The 22,057-nt window shown below is 68.4% G+C and carries 20 protein-coding genes; 8 read left to right on the forward strand and 12 right to left on the reverse strand.

All coding sequences use genetic code 11. The features are described from left to right. Positions 1-169 precede the first annotated feature (169 nt). The 9 genes from AB1281_RS10560 to AB1281_RS10600 all read right to left on the reverse strand — a co-directional run bounded on the left by AB1281_RS10560 (position 170) and on the right by AB1281_RS10600 (position 11,283). Complete coding sequence (locus AB1281_RS10560; protein ID WP_430345853.1) at positions 170-928, reverse strand: 2,3-dihydro-2,3-dihydroxybenzoate dehydrogenase; 759 nt, start codon at positions 926-928, stop codon at positions 170-172. After that, positions 919-4,809: an enterobactin synthase subunit F gene (locus tag AB1281_RS10565; protein ID WP_430345854.1), complete on the reverse strand. Its 3,891-nt coding sequence runs from the start codon at positions 4,807-4,809 to the stop codon at positions 919-921. The genes AB1281_RS10560 and AB1281_RS10565 overlap by 10 nt, the downstream gene beginning before the upstream one ends. Beyond that, positions 4,806-5,063 carry a phosphopantetheine-binding protein gene (locus tag AB1281_RS10570; RefSeq protein ID WP_101765620.1) on the reverse strand — a complete coding sequence of 86 codons (258 nt, stop codon included), beginning with the start codon at positions 5,061-5,063 and terminating at the stop codon, positions 4,806-4,808. The genes AB1281_RS10565 and AB1281_RS10570 overlap by 4 nt, the downstream gene beginning before the upstream one ends. Next, the gene (locus tag AB1281_RS10575; RefSeq protein WP_075677950.1) at positions 5,063-5,695 is read right to left on the reverse strand and encodes an isochorismatase family protein; all 633 of its coding nucleotides are present in this window, start codon (positions 5,693-5,695) and stop codon (positions 5,063-5,065) included. The genes AB1281_RS10570 and AB1281_RS10575 overlap by 1 nt, the downstream gene beginning before the upstream one ends. Beyond that, positions 5,695-7,347 (reverse strand): (2,3-dihydroxybenzoyl)adenylate synthase, encoded by a 1,653-nt coding sequence (locus AB1281_RS10580; RefSeq protein ID WP_430345855.1) that lies wholly within the window; start codon positions 7,345-7,347, stop codon positions 5,695-5,697. Before AB1281_RS10580 ends, AB1281_RS10575 begins: the two co-directional genes overlap by 1 nt. After that, the gene (locus tag AB1281_RS10585) at positions 7,344-8,537 is read right to left on the reverse strand and encodes an isochorismate synthase (RefSeq protein WP_430345856.1); all 1,194 of its coding nucleotides are present in this window, start codon (positions 8,535-8,537) and stop codon (positions 7,344-7,346) included. Before AB1281_RS10585 ends, AB1281_RS10580 begins: the two co-directional genes overlap by 4 nt. After that, the gene (locus AB1281_RS10590) at positions 8,534-9,730 is read right to left on the reverse strand and encodes an MFS transporter (RefSeq protein WP_164117250.1); all 1,197 of its coding nucleotides are present in this window, start codon (positions 9,728-9,730) and stop codon (positions 8,534-8,536) included. The genes AB1281_RS10585 and AB1281_RS10590 overlap by 4 nt, the downstream gene beginning before the upstream one ends. A gap of 151 nt (positions 9,731-9,881) precedes the next feature. Continuing rightward, the gene (locus AB1281_RS10595) at positions 9,882-10,193 is read right to left on the reverse strand and encodes a DUF3817 domain-containing protein (RefSeq protein WP_164117287.1); all 312 of its coding nucleotides are present in this window, start codon (positions 10,191-10,193) and stop codon (positions 9,882-9,884) included. A gap of 145 nt (positions 10,194-10,338) precedes the next feature. Beyond that, positions 10,339-11,283: a TIGR03571 family LLM class oxidoreductase gene (locus tag AB1281_RS10600; protein WP_430345857.1), complete on the reverse strand. Its 945-nt coding sequence runs from the start codon at positions 11,281-11,283 to the stop codon at positions 10,339-10,341. Between the two features lie 66 nt (positions 11,284-11,349). Between AB1281_RS10600 and AB1281_RS10605 the strand changes: the two genes are divergently transcribed. The 5 genes from AB1281_RS10605 to AB1281_RS10625 all read left to right on the forward strand — a co-directional run bounded on the left by AB1281_RS10605 (position 11,350) and on the right by AB1281_RS10625 (position 15,379). Then, positions 11,350-11,829: a GNAT family N-acetyltransferase gene (locus tag AB1281_RS10605; protein ID WP_430345858.1), complete on the forward strand. Its 480-nt coding sequence runs from the start codon at positions 11,350-11,352 to the stop codon at positions 11,827-11,829. Between the two features lie 99 nt (positions 11,830-11,928). After that, positions 11,929-13,449 (forward strand): thioredoxin family protein, encoded by a 1,521-nt coding sequence (locus AB1281_RS10610; protein WP_430345859.1) that lies wholly within the window; start codon positions 11,929-11,931, stop codon positions 13,447-13,449. A gap of 393 nt (positions 13,450-13,842) precedes the next feature. After that, positions 13,843-14,472, forward strand: a complete 630-nt coding sequence (locus AB1281_RS10615; protein ID WP_075677934.1) for a superoxide dismutase — start codon at positions 13,843-13,845, stop codon at positions 14,470-14,472. Then, positions 14,469-15,047, forward strand: a complete 579-nt coding sequence (locus tag AB1281_RS10620; protein WP_430345860.1) for a flavin reductase family protein — start codon at positions 14,469-14,471, stop codon at positions 15,045-15,047. Before AB1281_RS10615 ends, AB1281_RS10620 begins: the two co-directional genes overlap by 4 nt. Continuing rightward, positions 15,044-15,379: a tetratricopeptide repeat protein gene (locus tag AB1281_RS10625; RefSeq protein WP_005409958.1), complete on the forward strand. Its 336-nt coding sequence runs from the start codon at positions 15,044-15,046 to the stop codon at positions 15,377-15,379. Before AB1281_RS10620 ends, AB1281_RS10625 begins: the two co-directional genes overlap by 4 nt. 5 nt (positions 15,380-15,384) lie before the next feature. Here the strand turns inward: AB1281_RS10625 and AB1281_RS10630 are convergent, their stop codons facing one another. Then, on the reverse strand, positions 15,385-16,533 hold the full coding sequence (locus AB1281_RS10630) for a fatty acid desaturase family protein (RefSeq protein ID WP_075677930.1): 1,149 nt from the start codon (positions 16,531-16,533) through the stop codon (positions 15,385-15,387). Between the two features lie 11 nt (positions 16,534-16,544). Continuing rightward, on the reverse strand, positions 16,545-17,615 hold the full coding sequence (locus tag AB1281_RS10635) for a ferredoxin reductase (RefSeq protein ID WP_430345861.1): 1,071 nt from the start codon (positions 17,613-17,615) through the stop codon (positions 16,545-16,547). A gap of 92 nt (positions 17,616-17,707) precedes the next feature. Between AB1281_RS10635 and fabR the strand changes: the two genes are divergently transcribed. The 3 genes from fabR (at position 17,708) to AB1281_RS10650 (ending at position 21,332) form a co-directional block, all read left to right on the forward strand. Next, positions 17,708-18,364: an HTH-type transcriptional repressor FabR gene (fabR, locus tag AB1281_RS10640; protein ID WP_005409961.1), complete on the forward strand. Its 657-nt coding sequence runs from the start codon at positions 17,708-17,710 to the stop codon at positions 18,362-18,364. A gap of 276 nt (positions 18,365-18,640) precedes the next feature. After that, positions 18,641-20,794, forward strand: coding sequence for a TonB-dependent receptor plug domain-containing protein (locus AB1281_RS10645; protein WP_430345862.1), 2,154 nt, complete (start codon positions 18,641-18,643; stop codon positions 20,792-20,794). Further along, positions 20,784-21,332 carry a thioredoxin-like domain-containing protein gene (locus AB1281_RS10650; protein ID WP_430345863.1) on the forward strand — a complete coding sequence of 183 codons (549 nt, stop codon included), beginning with the start codon at positions 20,784-20,786 and terminating at the stop codon, positions 21,330-21,332. Before AB1281_RS10645 ends, AB1281_RS10650 begins: the two co-directional genes overlap by 11 nt. 184 nt (positions 21,333-21,516) lie before the next feature. Here AB1281_RS10650 and mntR read toward each other — a convergent pair whose 3' ends face one another. Beyond that, entirely contained in the window at positions 21,517-21,987 is a 471-nt protein-coding gene (gene mntR, locus AB1281_RS10655; RefSeq protein WP_014037494.1) for a manganese-binding transcriptional regulator MntR, read from the reverse strand. Positions 21,988-22,057 lie beyond the last annotated feature (70 nt).

Here is a 22,057-nt window from a genome sequence, read left to right on the forward strand (position 1 = left end):
GGAGCGATCGTTGCGCGTTGAACGTCAGGCCATGCCTCGAGGGGTGTTCGGAGTTGTCTGAAGTTGAATGAGGTTGCCGGCCAGCGGCCGGCACTACCAGGGAAATTGGATTGCCGGCCAGCGGCCGGCCCTACCGGGACCATGGATTGCCAGCCGGTATCGACAGGACTCAACCGCGCAGGGTGGCGCCGCCGTCCACGTACAGGTCGCTCATCGCCACGTGCCCAGCCTGCTCGGAGAGCAGGAACATCACCGAATGGGCAATGTCTTCCGGGGTGGCCAGCTTGCGCAGCGGGATGCCGGCCTTGTACGTCTCCAGGCTCCCGGCGATCACCCGCTCTGCGCCATGCTCGTCCTGCCACATGGCGGTCTGCATCGGGGTCAGCGTTGAGCCCGGGGCGACGATGTTGCAGCGGATACCCAGCGGCGCCAGCTCCAGCCCGAGGCAGCGGGTGAACATCGTGGCGGCGGCCTTGGACGCGGCATAGGCGGCCATGCCGTGCCGCGGCACGCCGGCGGCATTCGAACTGACGGTGACGATCGCGCCCTGGCCTCGCGGTGACATCACCCGCGCCAGCGCACGGCCAACATGGAACACACCGTCGGCATTGACCGCGAACACCCGGCGCCAATCGCCTTCGGTGGTCTCCGTAACAGCTCCCACATGCAGGACGCCCGCCACGCTGGCGGCAAGGCAAATTGGCCCAATGCTGGCTTCTACACGATCCACCAGTGCATCCACTGCCACGCTGTCGGTCACGTCGAGCGCAAACGCCTGCACACGTGCATCCATTATCACGGGCGCCTCGCGGTCGGTTGCCACCACCGTGCAGCCGGCCTCGGCCAACAGCCGTACCAGTGCCTCGCCGATGCCGCCGGCGGCGCCGGTCACCAGTGCCACGCGACCTTCAAAGCCGGTCAACTGCATGTTGCGATCTCCTGTTGCTCATCCCAGTGGCGCAGGCGCGCCGACAGCCACGGCGCCAGCTGCGCCACCGCATCGCGCCCGGTCAGCTCGGCATGCAGGAACGGCAGTTCCAGCGCCTGCACCTTGCGTGCGTGCGCGCGCCACAGTGCCGACTGCAACTGTGGCCGCGCCTGATGGTCCCGGCCAGCGCGGACGTGCACCAGCGTGCCGTCGAACGGACGGTGGATGTGTTCGCGGATCAGCCGGTTGGTGCCAGTCACTGCGCGCACCACGCCATCGAGCACCACGTCCGGCAGGCTGCCGAGCGCACTACCACCGCGACGCAGGAAGCCGAGAATGCGTTCGCGGCTGTCCAGCTCCGGATGCGCGTCCGGGTCATGGCCGGCAATCGCCAGCAGTGCGCGCAATGCGGCGATGGCATCGGGTTCCGGTTCGGCCCGCCAGCATTCGCTGGGGTAGGCGTCCAGCAGCACCAGTTCACCGACTTCACGCCCGATTTCATGCAGGCGCACCGCCATCGCCTGGGCGAGGATGCCGCCCACCGACCAGCCCAGCAGATGTACCGGTCCCTTCGGCTGCAGCGCAACCACGCGCTGCACATAGTCATTGGCCATGGCTTCGATGCTGGACGGCAACGGCTGCTTCGGATCCAGCGCGGGCGACTGCAGGCCGTACACCGGTCGTGCCGGCTGCAGCGCGCGCGCCAGGCTGCGGTAGTTCCAGGCGATGCCACCGGCCGGGTGCAGCACGAACAGCGGAGTGGGCCCATCAGCATCAGTGGCAGCCAACGAGATCACCGGCCCCAACGCGTGGTCGGCCAGCGCCGGCGGCTCGGCAATGCGCGTCGCCAACGCGGCCACGGTCGGCTGCGCGAACAAAGCGCCCAGGCCAAGGTCGCAGCGCCAGCGCTGCTCGATCGCGAGCAGCAGGTGCACCGCGGACAGCGAGTCGCCGCCGAGGCTGAAGAAGTCCGCATCCACAGCCACGGGCGCATCGCGGCCCAGCGCCTGGGCGAACAGCACGGCCAGCTCCTGCTCCAGCGGCGTGCGCGGCGCCAGTCCGGCAATCTCGTTCTGCGGCGGCTTCGGCAAGGCGTTGCGGTCGAGCTTGCCGTTCGCGGTCACCGGCCAGCGATCCACACCAACAAATGCCGAGGGCACCATGTAGTCCGGCACGCGGGTGGCCAGGTGGCTGCGCAGCATCACGGCATCGGCAAGCGCCGCTGGCACATAGGCCACCAGCCGCGCATCGCCCGGCGTGTCCTGGCGCAGCAGCACTTCCACGCGCTCCATGCCCGGCAGCTCGCGCAGTGCCGCCTCGATCTCGCCCAGCTCGATGCGCAGGCCGCGCAGTTTCACCTGGTGGTCGCTGCGGCCGAGGTATTCGACCGCACCATCGGGGCGCCAGCGCGCCACGTCGCCGGTGCGGTAGATCCGCTCGCCCGGCAGGAAGGGATCGGCCCGGAAGCGCTCGGCGGTCAGATCATCGCGGCCGAGGTAGCCACGCGCCAGCTGCACGCCGCCCAGGTACAGGTCGCCGGCCACACCGACCGGCACCGGCTGCATCCGCGCGTCCAGCACATACAAGCGGGTATTCCACACCGGGAACCCGATCGGCACCGGCCGCGAATGGTCCTGGGCCGAAGCCGGCCAGTAGCTGACGTCCACCGCGGCTTCGGTCGGGCCGTACAGGTTGTGCAGTTCGGCGCGCACGCGCGCATGGAAGCGGTCGCGCAGTGAAGCGTCCAGCGCCTCGCCACTGGTGAATACGCGGCGCAGCTGCAGGCCTTCGGAAGCCGGCGCGGCGAGGAAGGCATCCAGCATCGAGGGCACGAAGTGCGCCGTGGTGATGCCATGATCGCGGATCAGCCGCGCCAGCTCGGTCGGATCACGATGCGCATCCGGCGCGGCGATCACCAGCGTAGACCCGCACAGCAGCGGCAGGAAGAATTCCCAGACCGAGACATCGAAGGTGGCTGGCGTCTTCTGCAGCACGCGGTCATCTGCGCGCACACCGTAGTGCTCGCGCATCCACAACAGGCGATTGACGATGGCACGGTGCTCGATGACCACGCCCTTCGGCTCGCCGGTCGAACCGGAGGTATAGATCACATAGGCTGCATCGCTGGGCGCCGGATCGGCCCACGGCGCTGCGAAACTCAACGCGGTCCATTGCTCAGGGGCAAGCACCGGCACCCCGGCCAGTCGCGGCTGCACGTCCGCCGCTGCCAGCACGCAGGACGGTTGCGCCGAGGCCAGGATGCGGGCAAGGCGTTCGTCAGGATGCGCCAGATCCAGCGGCAGGTAGGCGGCGCCCGCGCGCAGCACCGCCACCAGCGCGATCACCAGTTCCAGCGAGCGCGGCAATGCCACTGCCACCACACTGCCCGGGCCGACGCCCATCGCGCGCAGCTGCGCGGCCAGTGCGAAGCTACGTGCTTCCAGCGTTGCGTAGTCCAACGCAGCATCGCCGAACACCAGCGCGGGTGCGTGTGGATCGCGGTCCATGCCCTGTTGCAGCAGCTCAACCAGCGTGGTCTGCGGCAGTGCATGCACGGTGGCATTGAAACCGTGCACTACCTGCTGCGTTTCTTCGCCGGTGGCCAGCGGCACCGCCGCGATGTCTTCAGCCTCCAGCGCCGCCGACACGAAATGCAGCAGCCGCGCTGCGTGCGCCTGCACATCCTCGCGACTGTAGAGCGCAGGGTTGCCCTCGATCTCCAGATCCAGCAGGTGCTGGCCGTCGCCACGGAAGCCCAGCGTCAGGTCATCCACCGGCCCGGTACACAGCACCTCCAGCGTTGCCTGCACGCCGGTCAGCGCAAGCGGCTTGTAGAACGGCTGCACATTCACCAGCGGACCATGCAGCCGTTGCTGCGCGCCCACCAGGCCCAGGTCACGGCGCAACTGCTCGCCACGATAACGACCGTGCTTGCGGCCCTGGCTGAGTTGCCGGCCCAATGCCCGGGTAAACGCCTCGACACTGCACTCGCCGGCCGCCACCCGCAGCGGCAGCACGTTCATCACCATTGCAGGCACACGGGCGGACGCGTTGCCAAGCCGCCCCATGTAAGGCACGCCCAGCACCACTTCATCGGCAGCGCTCATCCGTCGCAGATACTCGGCGGCGAGCGCGGCCAGTACATCCGGCCACGGCTGCAACCAGCGCACCGAGGCCTGCAGCAGCTGCTCCCGGAACCCCGCATCCAGCGGCTGCACCCAGCGCAGCGCATCGTCGCTGGCCGCCACGGTACCCGCCAGGCCTACGCCTGCCGGTGCGCCCTGCATGTACTCGCGCCACCAGTGGCCGGCCTGCGTACGGCGCGGATCGGCACGGTAGGCGGCATCATCCGCGAGCACACCGGACAGTCCTGGCAATGGCTCACTCATGCGGCCGGCATGCAACGCGCACACCCGATCAGCGAAGAGCGCCATGCCATACCCGTCGGCCGCCAGATGATGCACGCGCAGGTACCAGACCCAGCGCTGTCCGCCCAGATCGAACAACACCTGCTGGCTGATCCGGTCGCGGGTCGGATCGACCGCGCTGAGGCGGTCGGCCTGCATCAGGCTGCGGGCCGCAGCGGCGGGATCCGCCTCGGCAGAAACATCACGCACCGAAAGCCGCGGCACATGCGCCGGGTCATGCCACTGCAGCGGCTGGCCGTCGGCCCCCTCGGCAAAGCGCAGTGCCAAGGCCTGGGCCTCATCCGCAGCCTGGTCCGCCGCGGCGACGAACGCGGCCACATCCAGCGGACCGTCGATCCACACCGCATGTGCGGTATTGAACGACGGATTGTCCGGTGCCAGCCGCTGTGCGAACCACAGTCCAGCCTGGGCCTCGGTCAGTGCCACCGGCGTGGCCAGCGCGGCGGCGTTCATGCGTTCTGCGCGGCCTGCAGCGTCTGCACCACACCCCACCACTGGCGCAGCGTGGTGTGCTCGGCCAGCTGCGAGAACTCCAGCGGCAACCCAGTGTTACCCCAGGCCAGGACCAGGCCGAGCATGCGCATCGAGTCCAGATCCAGGTCGATCAGGTTGTCGTCGTCACCGATCTCGGCCGGGGTGCACTCCAGCACCCGCGCCACATCGGCACGCATCCGCTCCAGATCCAGCACATCAGCCGTGGCAACCATCACAGCACCTCCAGCAGCTGGTCGGTGGTCATCGGCACCCCGCTGGTGCGCGCGATCCAATGCAGCGCCTGATCGTGATCGGCACGCGAGAAGTCCGCCACCGCATCGGCGGCAATGAAGGCCTCGATATCACGCTGGAACGCCTCCACCACGGTCGCGGTGCAGCCGATATGGGCGTACACGCCGGTCACCAGCAGCTGGTCGCGCCCACGTACCCGCATCAGCGTCTCCAGGTTGCTGCGCTGGAACGCGCTGTAGCGGTGCTTCACCAGCACGTGCTCACCCGGCTGCGGTGCCAGCGCCTCGATGATCGGTTCATGGTCGGCGCTGCGGCGCATGCCCGGCCCCCACAGGTCGGCCTGCAGGCCACGGTCACGGCGATCCTGGTCGCCATGCTGGGCGGTGTAGAACACCGGAATGCCGTGCGCGCGGCAATGCGCCAGCAGGCGCACGATATTGTCCACCGCCGGCCGCAGCGGCGCACTGCCGGCGTCGAATGCGGCCAGGAAGTAGCGCTGCATGTCATGCACCAGCAGCGCAATTCGATCGCGCTGCGGGCGCCACGGGCCACGGGCCTGCGGCAGTTCGGCGGCGGTCGGCAAGGGGTAATCGGTGATACGGGGCAGCGCCATCAGCGCGTTCCTCCTGTCTGTTGCAGATGACGCGCGCGCAGCTGCGCGCGCAGTTCGCGGCGGCTGATCTTGCCGACCGCAGTGGTATCGAAACTGTCGACGAACACGACCTGGTCCGGCACCTTGAAGGCGGCCAGGCCGCGACCGCGCATCCAGGACTTCAGGGCCGGCGCTTTGAGCGGCTCGCCCTGCTGGATCACGAAGGCGCAGCTGCGCTCGCCCAGATACTCGTCGGGAATGGAGACCACGGCGGCGTCGAACACGCCGGGGTGCGCCAGCAGATGGTCTTCGATCTCCTCGGCGGAAATCTTCTCACCGGCCCGGTTGATGTGGTCACCGGCACGGCCCTGCACCACCAGGTAGCCACCGGGCAGCTGCTGCACGCGGTCGCCGGTGCGATAGAAGCCGTCGTCGGTGAACGAGCGCGCATTGGCCACCGCATCGTTGTGGTAGCCACGGATGGTGTACGGGCCACGGGTGAGCAGATGTCCCACCTCGCCTTCGGCCACCGGCTGGTCATGGTCATCGACCACGCGCACTTCGTCATCCGGGCTGATCGGCCGGCCCTGGCAGGCCACGATCAGTTCCTCCGGATCATCCAGGCGCGTGTAGTTGACCAGGCCTTCGGCCATGCCGAACACCTGCTGCAGCGTGCAGCCAAGGCCATCGATCACCCGCCGTGCGGCTTCCGGCACCAGTTTGGCGCCACCTACCTGCAGTACCTGCAGGCTGGACAGGTCGTGCTTGCTCGTAGCCGCGGCCTGTGCCCACAGCAACGCCAGCGGCGGCACCAGCCCGCAGCAGGTCACCCGTTCGCGGGCGATCAGCGGGAAGGCCGCATCCGGTCCCGGGCCCGGGCTGAGCACCACGCGGGCACCGGCATACAGCGCGCCGAAGAAACCGGGCGAGCTCATCGGAAAATTGTGCGCGGCCGGCAGCGCGACCAGGTAGACGCTGTCGCGGTCGATGCCGCAGAGGTCATTGCTGGCACGGAACGAATAGATGTAGTCGTCGTGGGTGCGCGGAATCAGCTTGGACAACCCGGTGCTGCCGCCGGAAATCTGCAGGAACGCCACCGACTGCGGATCCGGGTCGGCCGGCAGCTGGCTGCGGTCTCCCTGCAGCGCCTCCAGCGCGGTGAACTCCGCCGCATCGCCATCGATGACCACCTGGCGCAGTGCCGGCACCTCGGCCTGCAGCGCCCGCGCCAGCCCGCGATGATCAAAGCCATCGTGCAGGTCGGTAGTGATGTAGGCACTGGCTTCGGCCTTGTTGGCGAAATGCACCAGCTCGGTGATGCGGTGTGCAGGCAGCGCGTACACCGGCACCAGGCCGGCGCGGAACAGCCCGCAGATGGTGGTGATGAATCCGGCGGTGTTGCCCAGCTGTACCAGCACCCGCTCACCGGGCTGCAGGCCGAGCGCCAGCAGGCCGGCACCGATGCGACCGGCTTCGTGCCACAGCTGCGCATAGCTCAGGCGCACATCGCCAGCGACCACCGCGATGTCATCCGCGTAGCATTCCGCACGCTCGCGCAGGAACGCAGGGAAGGTCTCGCCGCGCCAGTGGCCCGCCTCGCGATAGCGCGCCATCAGGTCATCAGGCCACACCTGCTGCAGTGGCAGGCGGGAAGAAACGGTAGGCGTGTTCATGCAGCAGGCTCGATGGCGGGCGCGGATTCATGGACACCCAGCGCGTTCAACAAGGCAGCGAACTTCGCTGCGGTCTCGGCCACCTCGGCCTCGGGCTGCGACTCAGCGACGATGCCGGCGCCGGCGTACAGGCGCAGCTGCGTACCCTGCAGGCGTGCGCAGCGGATCGCCACGTACCAGTCGCCATCCCCTTGCGCATCCAGCCAGCCGACCGCGCCGGCATAGAAGCCACGCGGCACCGGCTCCAGTTCGCGGATGCGCTGCAATGCCGCCAACCGCGGCGTACCGCAGACCGCCGGGGTGGGATGCAGCTGCGCCAACAGCTCGGCCGCCGATCTCTGCGGATCCTTCAGGGTGGCATGGATGCGGGTGCCCAGATGCCACATGCTGGCGGTGGCATGCAGTGCCGGGCGCGGCTGCGCATCGACGTGGCTGCAATACGGTGCCAGGCCCTCGACGATGGCTTCGACCACATGGCGGTGCTCGTCATGGTCCTTGGTTGAAGCCAGCAATGCCTGCGCTGCACGCTCGTCCTCGGCGGCATCGGCACTGCGGCGTGCGGACCCGGCCAGCGGATGCGACAACAGCTCCGCGCCGCGCTTGCGCAGCAGCAGTTCCGGTGTAGCGCCGACCAGCCAGGCCGGGGCCTGCCCCAGTTCGACCGGCAGCGGCACCGCATAGGTGGCCACCGAGGGATCCGCGCCCAACCGCGCCAGCAGCACCTCCGGAGACAACGCCATGCGGGTGCGTGCCAACAGGCTGCGCGCCAGCACCACCTTGTGCAGGTCCTGGTCGGGCGCGCGCAACGCCTTCACTGCCGCGGCAACCGCAGCGGCATAGTCCTGCGCTGCGGGCTCCGCCTGCAGCGCGCCCTGCAGCGCCGGTGCCGCCTGCGGCTGCAACGGCAGGGCCGGCAACAGGCGCTCGGGCTGGTACAACGCATCGTCGGCACGCGGCTCGAACGGCACCGCACCGACCAGCAGCCCCGGGCCGCCACGCTGCTGGGCAAAGAACGCCGCAACCCGCTCAGCCAGGGTCGCCAGGGCGCCACTCGGCAGCGCGGCCCGGCAACCACGTGCGTGCACGTGCTGGCCGGCATGCTGCAGCAGGAACAGCGACGCATCGTCGGTGTTTTCCAGCGCGGCCGGCGCAGCCTCCGGCCACGCACCCTGCATCAGGGAATCGTTCATGGGGTCTCCTTCATCCGATGCGCTGCGGCCAGCGCGCACAGCAACAGCAACAGTGCGCCGACCAGCAGATATGGCAGGCTGGGCCCGCCGCGATACAACAGCGTGCCGAGCATCGGGCCGGCCACCATGCCCAGTCCCTGCGCGGCCGCAACGGTGCCAGCGGCGGCACCCTGCTCGTGCGCTTCCACCGCGTCGGCGGCCAGCGCCTGGAACGAGGGGAACACGAAGCCCATGCCGAATGCGGCCAGCGCGTACGCCGCCGGCAACTGCCAGGCCTGCTGCACGCCCGCCACCGAGGCAAAGCCGATGCCGGAAATCACGGCGCCGAGGATGATCCAGCGGCGAGGATGCACGTCCAGCTTCATCACCAGCGCCTGCGCCAGGATCAGGCCGACACCGACCGCGGTCAGCGCGATGCCGGCCATGCGTGCACCGGCGGCCGCATCCAGGCCAAGGCGATCAATCGCGAAAAAGCCCACCGTCACCTGCGCGATGGTCACCGAGACCATTGCGATGAACGCCGCCAGCTGCGGCAGGCGCAGGCGTGGGTCGAGACGGCTCATCGGCGCGCGGCGCTGCGCGGAAGCCCCCACCACCGGCGGCGTCGCTGGCAGCCGCCAAGCCAGCAATGCCAGTGCCAGCAACGGCAGCAACGCGGCCACATACAGCGCCAGCGAAAGATTGGTATAGGCCAGCCAGCCGGCAGCGGCCGGACCGAGCACCATGCCCAGCGCGTTGGCACTGCCCAGACGGGCGAGGAAGCGGGCGCGCTGCCCGGTCGGCGCCTTGTCGGCAATCAGCGCGGCAGCGGTAGGCGGCACCGCTGCGTAGAACAGGCCGATCAGGCCACGCGCACCGACCAGCACCAGCACCGATACCAGTACCGGCGGCACCGTCTGCAGGGCGACGTCGATGAACACCGCCAGCGCGATGTAGACCACGGTGTACGCGCTCATCGCCAGCATCAGCACGCGCTTGCGGCCGATGCGGTCGCTGAGCTGGCCCCACGGACGGGCCGCCAGCATCCAAAGCACGCCGGCAGCGGTCACCGACAGTCCGGCGTGCCACTCGGACAGACCGAGCAGGCGGACCACCGGGCCGATCACGGCGACGAAGGACATCATCGCCATGGTGCCGATCAGGGCGGCCAACACCAGCGCCGGCAAGCCGGGAACGACGGGACGTGCGTGCATGGAACACCAGCCGTAACGGGGAGGGATCGCCGGGCGCACCTGCGCCCTGCCTGGCGCCGGCCCTGTTCAGGACCGGACGCCACCCTCAAATGATAACGGCTCGTATTTGCATTTGATACCCATTCTCTTGAACGGGCACGCAACAGCGACTTCAGCGCGCTGCGCGCAGGCCCAACAGGCCACGGCGCTTGAACCACCATTCCAGCGGCAGCGTCACCAGCGGCGGAATGGCCGCCAGCAGCGCCAGCGCACTCGCCCACCACGGCCAACGCAGGCGCACCGCCGCGAACAGGGTGACCGCCACGTAGACCAGGAAGGCCACGCCGTGCAGGGGCCCGAACAGCTTGACCAGTGCCACGTTGGCCATCGGGCCGTACTTCATCCACATGCCGATGAGCAGGCCGGCCCAGGTCACGGCCTCGATGAAAGCGACCGCCGCGAACAGCCGTCCGGTCGGGTGCATGGGGGAACGTTGGGTCACGCGGGGCTCCGGCATCTGGATATCCAATGCGAATGATACGCAGATGCACGCTCTCTGTAGAGTCGAGCCATGCTCGACTGCCGTTGATTCGGCATATCGCACAGAAGCAGTCGAGCATGGCTCGACTCTACAGTCGGTGCGCGGATACCACCGGCAGAACCTGCTCACCGATCTCGCGCAGCACTTCATCCATCGGCCGCCCGTTGTCGACCAGATTGAACATCACATGCGCCACGCCCTGCGCATGCACGCGCAGCAGGTAGTCACGCAGGCCATCGCGGCCGACCTTCAGGCCCAGCGGCAGCGGCTCGGCCGGCGCCTGCGGATCGGCCTGCAGGTCCAGCAGCATCGACTGCACGAACGGCTTGCCTGGCCCACCACGCTGCACCAGCGCCTGCTGCCACAGGCCGATCCGCCCCTCCTGCGCAGCTTCCTCGCGGTGATAGGTGGCCCAGCCCTCGCCTTCGCGCGCGATCCACTGCAGGCTCTGCCGTGCCGTGCCCACCACCAGCATCGGGATGCGCGTGGCCGGCGCGGGCAGCACATCGAAGCCACCGGTCGCCTGCAGCACGGTCGCCCGTTCGTTCGTATCGGGGGACAGCGCCGCGCGCAGCAACGACCAACGATCACGGAAGGTCGCCGCCCTGCCCTCCAGGTCCTCGCCGAACGCGGCGAACTCCTCCGGGCGGTCACCCGAACCCAGGCCCAGCACGAAGCGCCCGCCACTGATCCGGTCCAGGCTCAGTGCCGACTTCGCCACCTGCAGCGGCTGGCGCAACGGCAGCACGATGGCTGCGCTGCCGACCACGATGCGCCCGGTCGCGGCCGCCAGCATGCCCAGCCACAGGAACGGATCGTCCAGCGCACTCGCTGTTGCGTCTGGTCCCTGCGGGACCATCAGCGGCACGTCGCGCGTCCACAACGCAGCGAAGCCAAGATCGTCGGCCAGCCGTGCGATGCGCCGCGCCTCGCGCGGATCGGCCAGCCCATGCGCCGCAACGGGCGTCATCAGGCCCAGGCTCAGTCCCTGTTGCGGAAACAACGAGGTGTAGGCGGGATTGAATTCACTCATGCCACCAGCTTAGCGTGCAGGTACCCGGCGACAATGACACGCCACACACCACAGGAAGAACGCTGCATGCCGAAGATCCGCCCCGCTCATGCCGATGACCTGCCTGCGATCAGTGCGGTGTGCCTGGCCGCGTTCAACGAGGCAGTGGCGCCGTCGCTCGGCGCGGCCGGCATCGCCACCTTCGGCAGTGTCGCTGCAGCCGATGCGTTCGCTGCGCGCCTGCAGGGTGACAACCACATCCTGGTGGCCGAGCAGGATGCACGCGTGGTCGGCGTGGTCGAACTGAAGGAGGGCCGGCACCTGGCGATGCTGTTCGTCGATCCCGCCTGCCAGGGCCAGGGCATCGGCCATGCGCTGTTCGAGGCGGTGCTGCCGCAGGTGCGCGAACCGGTGCTGACCGTGCGTGCCTCGCTCAATGCGGTGCCGACCTACCTGCGCTATGGCTTCCTGCTGGATGGCGAGGTCGGCGAGTTCAACGGGCTGGTGTACCAGCAGATGGTGCGGGCGGCGCCGCCTTCGGCAGGGGCAGCCCCTGGTCCACATTGACCTCCGGCCCACATTCCCTGCAGCGTGTCCGATATAAGCAAACTGAATCAGCACCTGCGCCGGCCGTTCCTACAATGGCCTGTCACCCCGCCCTTCGAGATGCTGCCGATGCGCGTCGCGCTTTCCGTGTTGCTGCTGGCTTCGGCGCTGAGCGCCTGCACTCCGGCTCCGGTTTCCACCGCCAGTTCCGCCGAGGCGCCCGCGCCGGCCAGCTCCATCGCCTGGCGCCAGGGTGACGTCGACGATGCCTTCGCCGAGGCCGCCGACAGCGGCAAGCCGGTGCTGCTGTACTGGGGCGCGGTCTGGTGCCCGCCGTGCAACCAGCTCAAGGCCGGCCTGTTCAAGGACCCGGCGTTCATCGCGCTGACCAGCAAGTTCGTGCCGGTCTACCTGGATGGCGACGAGGAAGGTGCGCAGGCCTGGGGCGAGCGCTTCGGCGTACGCGGCTACCCGACGCTGATCGTGCTGGACCCGCAACGCAACGAAATCACCCGCGTCGCCGGTGGCAATGACGCCGCCGAACTGACCCGGGCCCTGACCGTGGCCGCAGGCCGCCGCAGTGCTGTTGCTGCCACCCTGGCCACCGCGTTGGCAACGCCGGACCGACTGGCCGCCGAAGACTGGCAGGTGCTGGGCGACTACGGCTGGGAGGTCGACGCCAACCGCCTGGCCGGCGAGCGCAACAGCCAGGACGTGCTGCGCCAGCTGTCCAAGGCCGCACCCGACGCCGCCCTGCAGCGCCGTTTCGCGCTGCTGGCCCTGGCTACAGCCGAAAAGCCCGATGCCTCGCCCACCGAAGTGCGCGAGCTGCTGCAGGCCGTGCTGGCGCAACCTGCAGAGGTGCGTCGCAACCGCGAGCTGCTGGGCTATGCCGGCGCCAAGCTCGTGAAGCGGGCCAGCGCGGGCCCGGCCACGTCCAACACGCTGGGGCAGCAGCTGCTGGTTGCACTGGAGCGGGCAGATGCCGAACGCGGCGACCGCGCCGACGATGCGTTGTCGCGCGCGTTGACCGAAGTCTCGCTGGCCCGCCAGCAACAACCGAAGGGCGCGTTGCCGGCAGCACTCGTGGACCGGGTCAAGCAGCGCGTGGCCGCGGCCGATGCCGCCGCCACCGATGCGCATGCACGCCAGGCCACGATCAGCAGCGCGGTGTACGCATTGCGCGAGGTCGGTGACGACGCCGGTGCCGAGGCCCTGCTACTGGCCGAACTGAAGCGCAGCGAGCAGCCGTACTACTACATGCCCGAGCTGGCCGAACTGGCCGAGCAGCGTGGCGACACCGCCGGGGCGCTGGAGTGGCTGAAGCGCGCCTACGATGGTGCGCAGGGCCCCGCGACGCGCGTGCAGTGGGGCGTGCTGTACGTGGAAGGGTTGCTGCGGCTGGCGCCGGACGATGCGCCGCGCATCGAGCAGGCCACCGCCTCGCTGATCGCCGAACTGGAAGCACAGCCTTCGGGCTACCACCAGCGCACCCGCCAGCGCTTCGAGCGCCTGGCCGGGCAGTTGAAGGCGTGGAGCAGCAAGCACCAGGGCGCGGAGACGCTGGCGCGGTTGCAGCAGCGAATGCAGCAGGCGTGCGGCGAGCAGGTGGATGGCGCGTGCAAGGAGTGGTTGAGTTGATGAAAGCGCTGGCGGCTGGTTCGCCGGCCGGCGCTTTTGTTGATCCGTGTGGGAGGGGGCGGGGGCCGCTGGCCAGGACACGCAAAAGCCCCTCCATGGTGCTCGATGGCGCCATCCTTGGCGCCAACGGTCCTGTCCAGCGGCCCCCGCCCCCTCCTGACAGTTTCCTGCGAGCGCGGGCAGCGCATCAGCGCGCCGGTGAGGGTTCGGAAAGCGGGTTCTGGTAGTGCCGGCCGCTGGCCGGCAACCCGACCGTCGCTGAATGCCGGCCAGCGGCCGGCACTACCATGCCTCCGTCTTGACCTCTTGATCTATTGACCTAAACCAATGTTGAGGTGCGATAACGATCTCCGCACGGCCAACCCCCTGGCCTTCCCCACGGAGATTGCTTCGATGTCGTACTCGCTTCCCCCGCTCCCCTACGCCTATGACGCCCTCGAGCCGCATTTCGATGCACGCACGATGGAAATCCATCACAGCAAGCACCACCAGACCTACGTCAACAACCTCAATGCCGCCATCGAGCAGGCCGGCATCGCCGAACAACCGGTCGAGGCGCTGATCGCCAACCTCGATGCCGTGCCCGAGGCGCAGCGCGGCGCGGTCCGCAACAACGGCGGCGGCCACGCCAACCACAGCCTGTTCTGGACCGTGCTCAGCACCGACGGCGGCGCGCCCGATGACGAGCTGGCCGCGGCCATTGACCGTGACCTCGGCAGTTTCGACGCCTTCAAGGACGCCTTCACCAAGGCTGCGCAGACCCGTTTCGGCAGTGGCTGGGCCTGGCTGACCAGCGATCGTGATGGCGGCCTGCAGGTGGAAAGCAGTGCCAACCAGGACAGCCCGCTGATGGGTGCAGCCGTCGGCCTGTCCGGCAATACCCCGATCCTCGCACTGGACGTCTGGGAGCACGCCTACTACCTGCACTACCAGAACCGTCGCCCGGACTACATCGGCGCCTTCTTCAACATCATCAACTGGGCCGAGGTCGGCCGGCGCTACCGCCAGGCCCGGGCCTCATGAGCGGCGAGACACTGCCGTACGCCGGGCCGTGGGCGGGGGTCTTCCCCGCTCCGGCCCCGGTGCCGTCGGTCGAGATGCCGCCGCGTGCATTGCGGCGGCTGCTCGGCCATTTCCCGACCGGCGTCGCCATCGTCTGCGCACGCGATGCGCAGGGAAAACCGGTCGGCCTGACCATCAACTCGTTCGTGCCGGTGTCGCTGCAGCCGCCGCTGGTGTTGTGGAACCTGGCGCTGCACGCGCAGAGCCTGTCCACCTTACAGCGCGCCACCCGCTTTGCGATCAGCGTGCTGGCGGCCGACCAGGAAGCACTGGCACGGCGCTTCGCCGATCCGCAGGTACGCAACCGCTTCGACGACCTGCCACTGCTGGACGACGACGAAGACGCACCACCGCGCATCGCCGGTGCGGTGGCCCATCTCACCTGTACCCGCCACGCGCAGTGGCCGGTGGGTGATCACCTGCTGCTGGCCGGTCGCATCATCGAGGTACACGAGAACGGCGGTGCGCCGCTGCTGTTCCATCGCGGCCGTTTCCAGCCCGGACCGGCCGAACTGCTGGTGGAGGTGCGCGGATGAACATCGAGGCTCTGGAATGCATGCTCGCCGCCGGCAAGGACGGCGCGCTGCTGCGCTTCGGCCTGGGCAAAGGCTGGCTGGATGCCGGCAACCCGGTGCGTGCGGCGACCCATCTTGGCCGTTGCGTGGTGCTTGATCCGCAGTATTCAGCGGCGTGGAAGCTGCTCGGCAAGGCCTGGCTGGCCAGTGGCCAGCCGCAGGCCGCGCGCGAAGCATGGCAGCGCGGGCTGAGCGTGGCCGGCAGCAAGGGCGACCAGCAGGCACGCAAGGAAATGCAGGTGTTCCTGCGGCGCCTGGACCGCGAGCAGGCGGACCTGGCGAAAGCGGGCTGAGTCGATCAGCCCGCGTTGGCCGATGCCGGTGCGGACATGATGTCCGACATCGGCAGGCGGCGCGGCTTGCTCGGGAATGCGTGGCGCAGGATGCGCCAGACCACCTGGCCGAACTGGCGCGGCAGCGAGCCGTTGTTGTAGTGCTGGCCGTAACGGCGGCAGATGTCCTTCACTTCCTTGGCGATGGCCGCGTAGCGGTTGGCCGGCAGGTCCGGGTAGAAGTGGTGCTCGATCTGGTGGCTGAGGTTGCCCGAAAGCACGTTGATCAGGAAGCCGCCGCTGATGTTGGACGAACCGCGCAGCTGGCGCAGGTACCAGTGGCCGCGCGATTCATTGCGCAGGCATTCCTTCGGGAAGGTTTCCGATTCGGCGGTGAAGTGGCCGCAGAAGATGATCACGTAGGTCCAGATGTTGCGCAGGCCGTTGGCCACCAGGTTGCCCAGCATCACGGTGAGGAAGAACGGGCCGGCCAGCAGCGGGAAGAACACGTAGTCCTTCAGCACCTGGCGCAGCATCTTGCGCGCCACCGGGCGGGTCTGCAGCCACATCGCACGGGCACTCATGCGGCCCTTCAGCCAGCGGCCCAGGCGCAGGTCCTGCGCGGCCACGCCCCACTGGAACAGCAGCGCGAAGATCGGCGCGATGATCGGCTGCAGCAGGTAGAACGGCTTCCAGCGCTGCTCCGGGAAGATGCGCAGCAGGCCATAACCGATGTCATCGTCCATGCCACGCACGTTGGTGTAGGTGTGGTGGCGGAAATTGTGGGTCTTGCGCCAGTTGTCGGCGGTGGCAACGATGTCCCACTCGTAGGTGTTGCCGTTGAGCTTGGGGTCGCCGGTCCAGTCGAACTGGCCGTGCATGACGTTGTGGCCCAGCTCCATGTTCTCCAGGATCTTCGACAGCGCCAGCAGCAGCGTGCCGGTGATCGCGGCCGGCCACAGCAGCGGCATCCAGAACAGCGGCGAGAACGCCGCCAGGAACAGCAGGCCACGGCCCCCCACGCCGAACCAGCGCACGGCAGCGGCCACGCGACGGATGTAGCGGGTATCGGAGGCGCCGAGGCTGCCGATCACACGGTCGCGGATCGCGTCGAGTTCCTCACCGAAGGCATGCATCTCGGCAGTACTCAGGGCACGGTCGGTAGCGCGGGTCATGGCAGGCGTCCTCAGAGATCCAGGGTCAGGTCGGTGGTCGGTGCGCTCACGCAGATCCGCACCGGCTGTGCCGATTCGGACTGCAGGTCGCCAGTGCGCAGGTGGCGGGTGGCGCCACTGACGCGGTCACAGCTGCAGGTGTTGCAGATGCCCATGCGGCAGCCATGCTTGGGCTTGATGCCATGCGCTTCCAGGCTTTCCAGCAACGAGCTGCCACGCGGCACGCTCAGCTGGCGGCCACTGCGCGCCAGTGTCAGCACTACCTGCCCTTCACTGCTGGCGTCACGCAGCGGTGCCGGCGGAGTGAACGCTTCTGCCTGGAAACCGGCGACCTGGTTCGCCAGGCGTTCGCGCGCGGCGGCAACGAATCCATCCGGGCCACAGGCCAGTACATGGCGCTGCGCCAGCGGGGTGTCATCGCCGGCCACCTGCAGGTCGTGGGCATCGATGCGTGCGGCGGGTACATCGCCTTCGCGGGTGGTCAGCAGGTGCACACGCAGGTTCGGCTGGCTGGCGGCCAATGCCTGCAGCTCATCACGGAACTGCAGGTGGGCAGCGCTGCGCTCCCAGTAGAACAGATCCACGGGGGCGGCCAGCGGGCGTTGGCAGGCTTCGCGCAACAGGCTACGCATCGGCGTGATGCCACTGCCGGCCGCCAGCAGCAGCACCGGCGCCGCGGCCGGCATATGGAATTCACCGAAGGCGGCATCGAGGCGGAACAGCTCGCCCGCCTGCGCATGGTTGACCAGGTGCTGGCTGACCCGGCCGCCGTCGACCGCCTTGACGGTGATCGCCAGCTCGCGCGGGCCAAGTGCGGTGGGGCTGTAGCTGCGCTGCCACAGGCGCCCTTCAATCTCCACGCCCAGGGTGACGTGCTGGCCAGCGCGCATGCCGGCCCAGTGCCGGTTGGTGCGCAGGACCAGGGTTGCCGCGCCCTCGCCGGCCGGCTCGCGCCGGACCAGGCGGGCCACCGGCTCCCGCAGGGTCCACAGGGGATTGAGCTGGCCCGCCCAGAAATCGAACAGCGACGGCGAGACCCAGCGGTAAGGAGAGAACAGGGACGGACGGACGACAGCGCTCATGGGCGAACTATACGGGCGCACATACACCTGTGTATACATGTGTATATTGAACCGGATTGGGTATGATTCAGCCTCGCCCCACCGGAACCCCCATGGCCGCTGCCACCGCCTTGTCGACGCCCGAAGATGCCAACAGCCCGGCCCGCCGTACGGTGAGCCGCGAGGATCTGCTGGCCGCCGCCCTGAAACTGATCGGGCCGCACCGCAGCCTGTCCACGCTCAGCCTGCGCGAAGTGGCACGTGAGGCCGGCATCGCGCCGAACAGCTTCTACCGGCAGTTCCGCGACATGGACGAACTGGCCGTGGCGCTGATCGATGCGGCCGGCCGCTCGCTGCGCACCATCATCGGCGAGGCCCGCCAGCGTGCCACCTCCACCGCCACCAGCGTGGTGCGGGTCTCGGTGGAGACCTTCATGGAGCAGCTGCGCGCCGACGACAAGCTGCTGCACGTGCTGCTGCGCGAGGGCGCGGTCGGCTCGGACGACTTCAAGCACGCGGTCGAACGCGAGCTGCACTACTTCGAGGAAGAGCTGCAGCACGACCTGGTGCGCCTGGCTGCATTGGACGGCGCGGTACTGCATGCGCCGGAACTGGTGGCCAAGGCCATCACCCGGCTGGTGTTCGCGATGGGCGCCACCGCCATGGACCTGCCGCCGGAGAAGGATCCGGAGCTGGTCGAGCAGATCTCCACGATGATCCGCATGATCATCGTCGGCGCGCGTACCCCCGCCGCGTTCCGCCGCGGCTGACAACCCGCTTCCCGGGTCGGATCCCTCTCCAAAGGAAAGGGCTCTGACCCCGTCTCCCTGCGCCACACGGCAACGCCATTCTCCGTGCATGACCACCGGCAGGGTTGTGGTCGCTTAATGTAATGTTATAACACACGCATGATCCACCTGGATGAGTGCTCCTCACCGAATTGCCGCGGCTTCGTTATATAGCTCTTGCTATATTGATAAGCCACTGCTTTCATATGCGCCAGCCAGGTCGCCCTCGCCGCCCTCCCTCCCCAAGGACGACGCCTCATGCCCGTTTCCCTCCTTCGCCGCCTGCCACTGGCTGCCGCCATTGCCCTCACCCTGCCACTGCCCGCAGTGGCAGCCACCCCGAAACCGACCGAACTGGATCGGGTGCAGGTGAAAGTCAGCACCGCCACCCGCAGCGAACGCCTGCTGTCGGACGTGCCGATCCGCACCGAAGTGCTGCGCAAGGAAGACATCGCACTGCGTGCGGCCACCGACTTCTCGCGTGCCGCCGAGCTGATCAACGGCCTGCGCGTGGAGAGCAACTGCCAGAACTGCAACACCAGCGAAGTGCAGCTGCTGGGCCTGCCCGGTGCCTACAACCAGTTGCTGTTCGATGGCATCCCGCTGCTGTCCACGCTGGGCAGCGTGTACGGCCTGGAACAGATTCCGGCCGGGTTCGTCGACCGCATCGAAGTGGTCAAGGGCGGCGGCTCGGCGCTGTACGGCCCGGGCGCGGTTGCCGGTGTGATCAACCTGATCCCGCCGCTGCCGGCGCGCAGCGGTGGCCATGTGCAGGCCGGCGTGGATGTCCTGAAGGGGACACCGCAGAAGAACGCCGACGTGCGGCTGGACCTGATGGCCAAGGACGCAGACGCCGGCCTGTCGGTGATTGCCCAGCGCAACTGGAACAGCGGCATCGACTACAACGGTGACGGCTACACCGAGATCACCCGCAAGAACCTCAAGGTCGGCGGGCTGCAGGCCTGGTATGCGCCCACGCCGGGCACGCGGCTTCGCCTGGACCTGCAGGTGACCGATGAAACCCGCCGCGGCGGCAACCGCCTGGACCAGCCCGAATACCTGGCCAACATCGCCGAATCGCTGGATACGAAGTACCGGCGCGGCAGCGTGTCGTGGGACCAGGAGATCAATGCCGACGTCGACTTCCGCCTGGCCTACGCCTTCGCCGACATCGACCGTGACAGCTTCTATGGCGGTCTGGGTGACGTGGTCACCGATCCCTCTGCCCCTGGCTATGACCCGTCGCAGCTGGACCCCAACGTCGCCGGCAGCGCGGCTTCGCGTTCGTGGCGCCAGTACGGCCGCACCCACAACCCGCTGCACTACATCGACAGCCAGTTGAACTGGCGGCTGGGCGCGCACGCGCTCGCCTTCGGCGTGCAGTACAAGCACGAGGCGCTGCGCGACGACAACCGCACCGGTGACGGGCAGCGTCTCGCCGTGCTGGAGGATGCGACCTTCCACAACCTGGGCGCCTTCATCCAGGACGAATGGAGCCTGCGCGACAACGTCGACCTGGTGCTGGGCGCACGCGTGGACAAGAGCTCGGAGCTGGACAACGCGGTGTTCTCGCCGCGCATCGCGCTGGCCTGGCAGGCCACGCCGAACCTGAAGTGGCGGGCAGGCGTTGCCACTGGCTTCCGTGCACCGGAAATCTTCGTCGAGGACGTGCATGTCGATACCCTGGGTGGCGAACAGGTGCGTGTGCGCAACATCGACGGCCTGAAGGAAGAGCGCGCGTTGACCACCCTGTTCGGCTTCGACTGGCGTTCGGACCCGGCCAATCCGGTGTGGAGCTGGGATGCCACCGCCTCATACGCCCGTATCCGCGACACCTTCGCACTGGGCGAGATCCAGCGCGGTGATGACGGACAACTGAGCCAGCTGCGCTACAACGCCTCCGGCTCCAATGTGCTGGGCGCGGAAACCAACCTCGGCTGGCAGCCGTCGCCGCAGTGGCGCCTGACCGCCGGTGCCTCGTGGTACCGCTCGCGCTTCCGCGAACCGCAACGCATCTTCGACGACACCGGCGACGGTGGCGACACCGTGATCGAAAGCCGCGACTACCTGAAGACCCCACGCTGGACCGGCCTGGCCCAGCTCAGCTGGATGCCGGCCGAGCCGTGGGAGACCTTCGTCGCGCTGCGCCACACGGGCCCGATGTCGGTGCTGAACAACCGGCTGGGCGAGTTGCACCGCACGCGCTCGTTCCTGGTCACCGACCTCGGGGCGCGCTGGCACCGGCATCTGGGCGCGCAGGCACAGCAGGAAGTGTCGGTGGCCGCAGGCGTCAAGAACGTCTTCGACCAGCGACAGAAAGACCTGGAAGTGGGGGCGCTGCGTGACAGCGACTATGTCTACGGGCCGCGTTTCGCGCGCTCGTGGTACGTCAACCTGCGCTATGCGTTCTGAAGCACTGCGAGCGCTGTTGCTGGCCGGCGCGCTGCTGCTGGCGCTACCGGCGATGGCCACGGACCTGCACGCGCAGGTCTCGGCCTCGTTGATGCGTCCCGAGCAGCGCTCGCTGCGGCCGATGCAGTGGTCACCACCGCCGAAACTGGTGGCGTTGTACTTCGGCGCCGACTGGTGCGCGCCCTGCCATGCCTTCGTGCCCACCCTCCGCAGCGTGCGTGACGCGTTGCGCGAGGCCGGCGCCGACACCGAGGTGGTGTACGTCAGCTTGGATGAGAGCGAGGCCGCACTGCGCCGTTACATGCACGCGCAGGACATGCCGTGGCCGGTGCTGGACCCGCGCCGCGCCGCGCGCATGCCTGCGCTGCAGGCCCTGGCCGGTTTGGGACCACCGAACCTGGTGCTGATCGATGCCGACGGGAATGTACTTGCCAATGGCTGGCACGGGCGCCGCTACGATGGCCTGCAACCTGTATTGAAGGAATGGACGAAACGGGCGTGCGCGCAGCAGCAGGCGCGATGTCCGCCGGGATTGTAGGATCGCGCGAACAAAAGCAGATCCCGCAAGTAGATCCACGCCATGCGTGGATGCATTTGTAGAGTCGAGCCATGCTCGACTGATTCCATCACCGCGCGAACGGCAGCCGAGCATGGCTCGGCTCTACAGAACACCTGATTCCGCCACCACACGGACACCCGCCGGGCATGGCCCGGCGCTACCGTTACGGCGCCCCGCCCTCGGCCTTGCGCACGAACGCTTCGAACAACGCCAACGTCTGTTCGCTTACATGGTGTTCGATACCCTCGGCATCGCGCCGTGCGGTATCCGGGTCCACACCCAGCGCCAGCAGGAAACGCTCCACCGTCTGGTGGCGCTGGCGGCTGGCATGGGCCAGCGCCTCGCCTTCCGGGGTCAGGAACACACCGCGGTAGGGCCGCTGCACCACCCAGCCGTCACGGGCCAGCCGCCGCAGCATCTTCGCCACGGTGGGCTGGGCCACGCCCAGGCGGGTAGCGATGTCGACCTGGCGGGCCTCGCCGCCGTCGGCCAGCAGGTCCGAGATCAGCTCGACATAGTCCTCCACCAGCTCCATCCGGTGCGCCTCGCGTACCTGCCGGAAGCTCTCGACCTGGCGCTCGGCCTCGATCAAGGGGGTGCTTTTCAGCGATGTCGAATCGTCGGTCTTGCCCACGCCTGCGCCTGTCCTTCCGGTGTACTCCGGTGTTGAACCTGAATTCTGGACCAGTAACGCGATAAAGACG

The organism is Stenotrophomonas sp. NRRL B-14846 (assembly GCF_050473585.1).
GTDB lineage: Bacteria > Pseudomonadota > Gammaproteobacteria > Xanthomonadales > Xanthomonadaceae > Stenotrophomonas.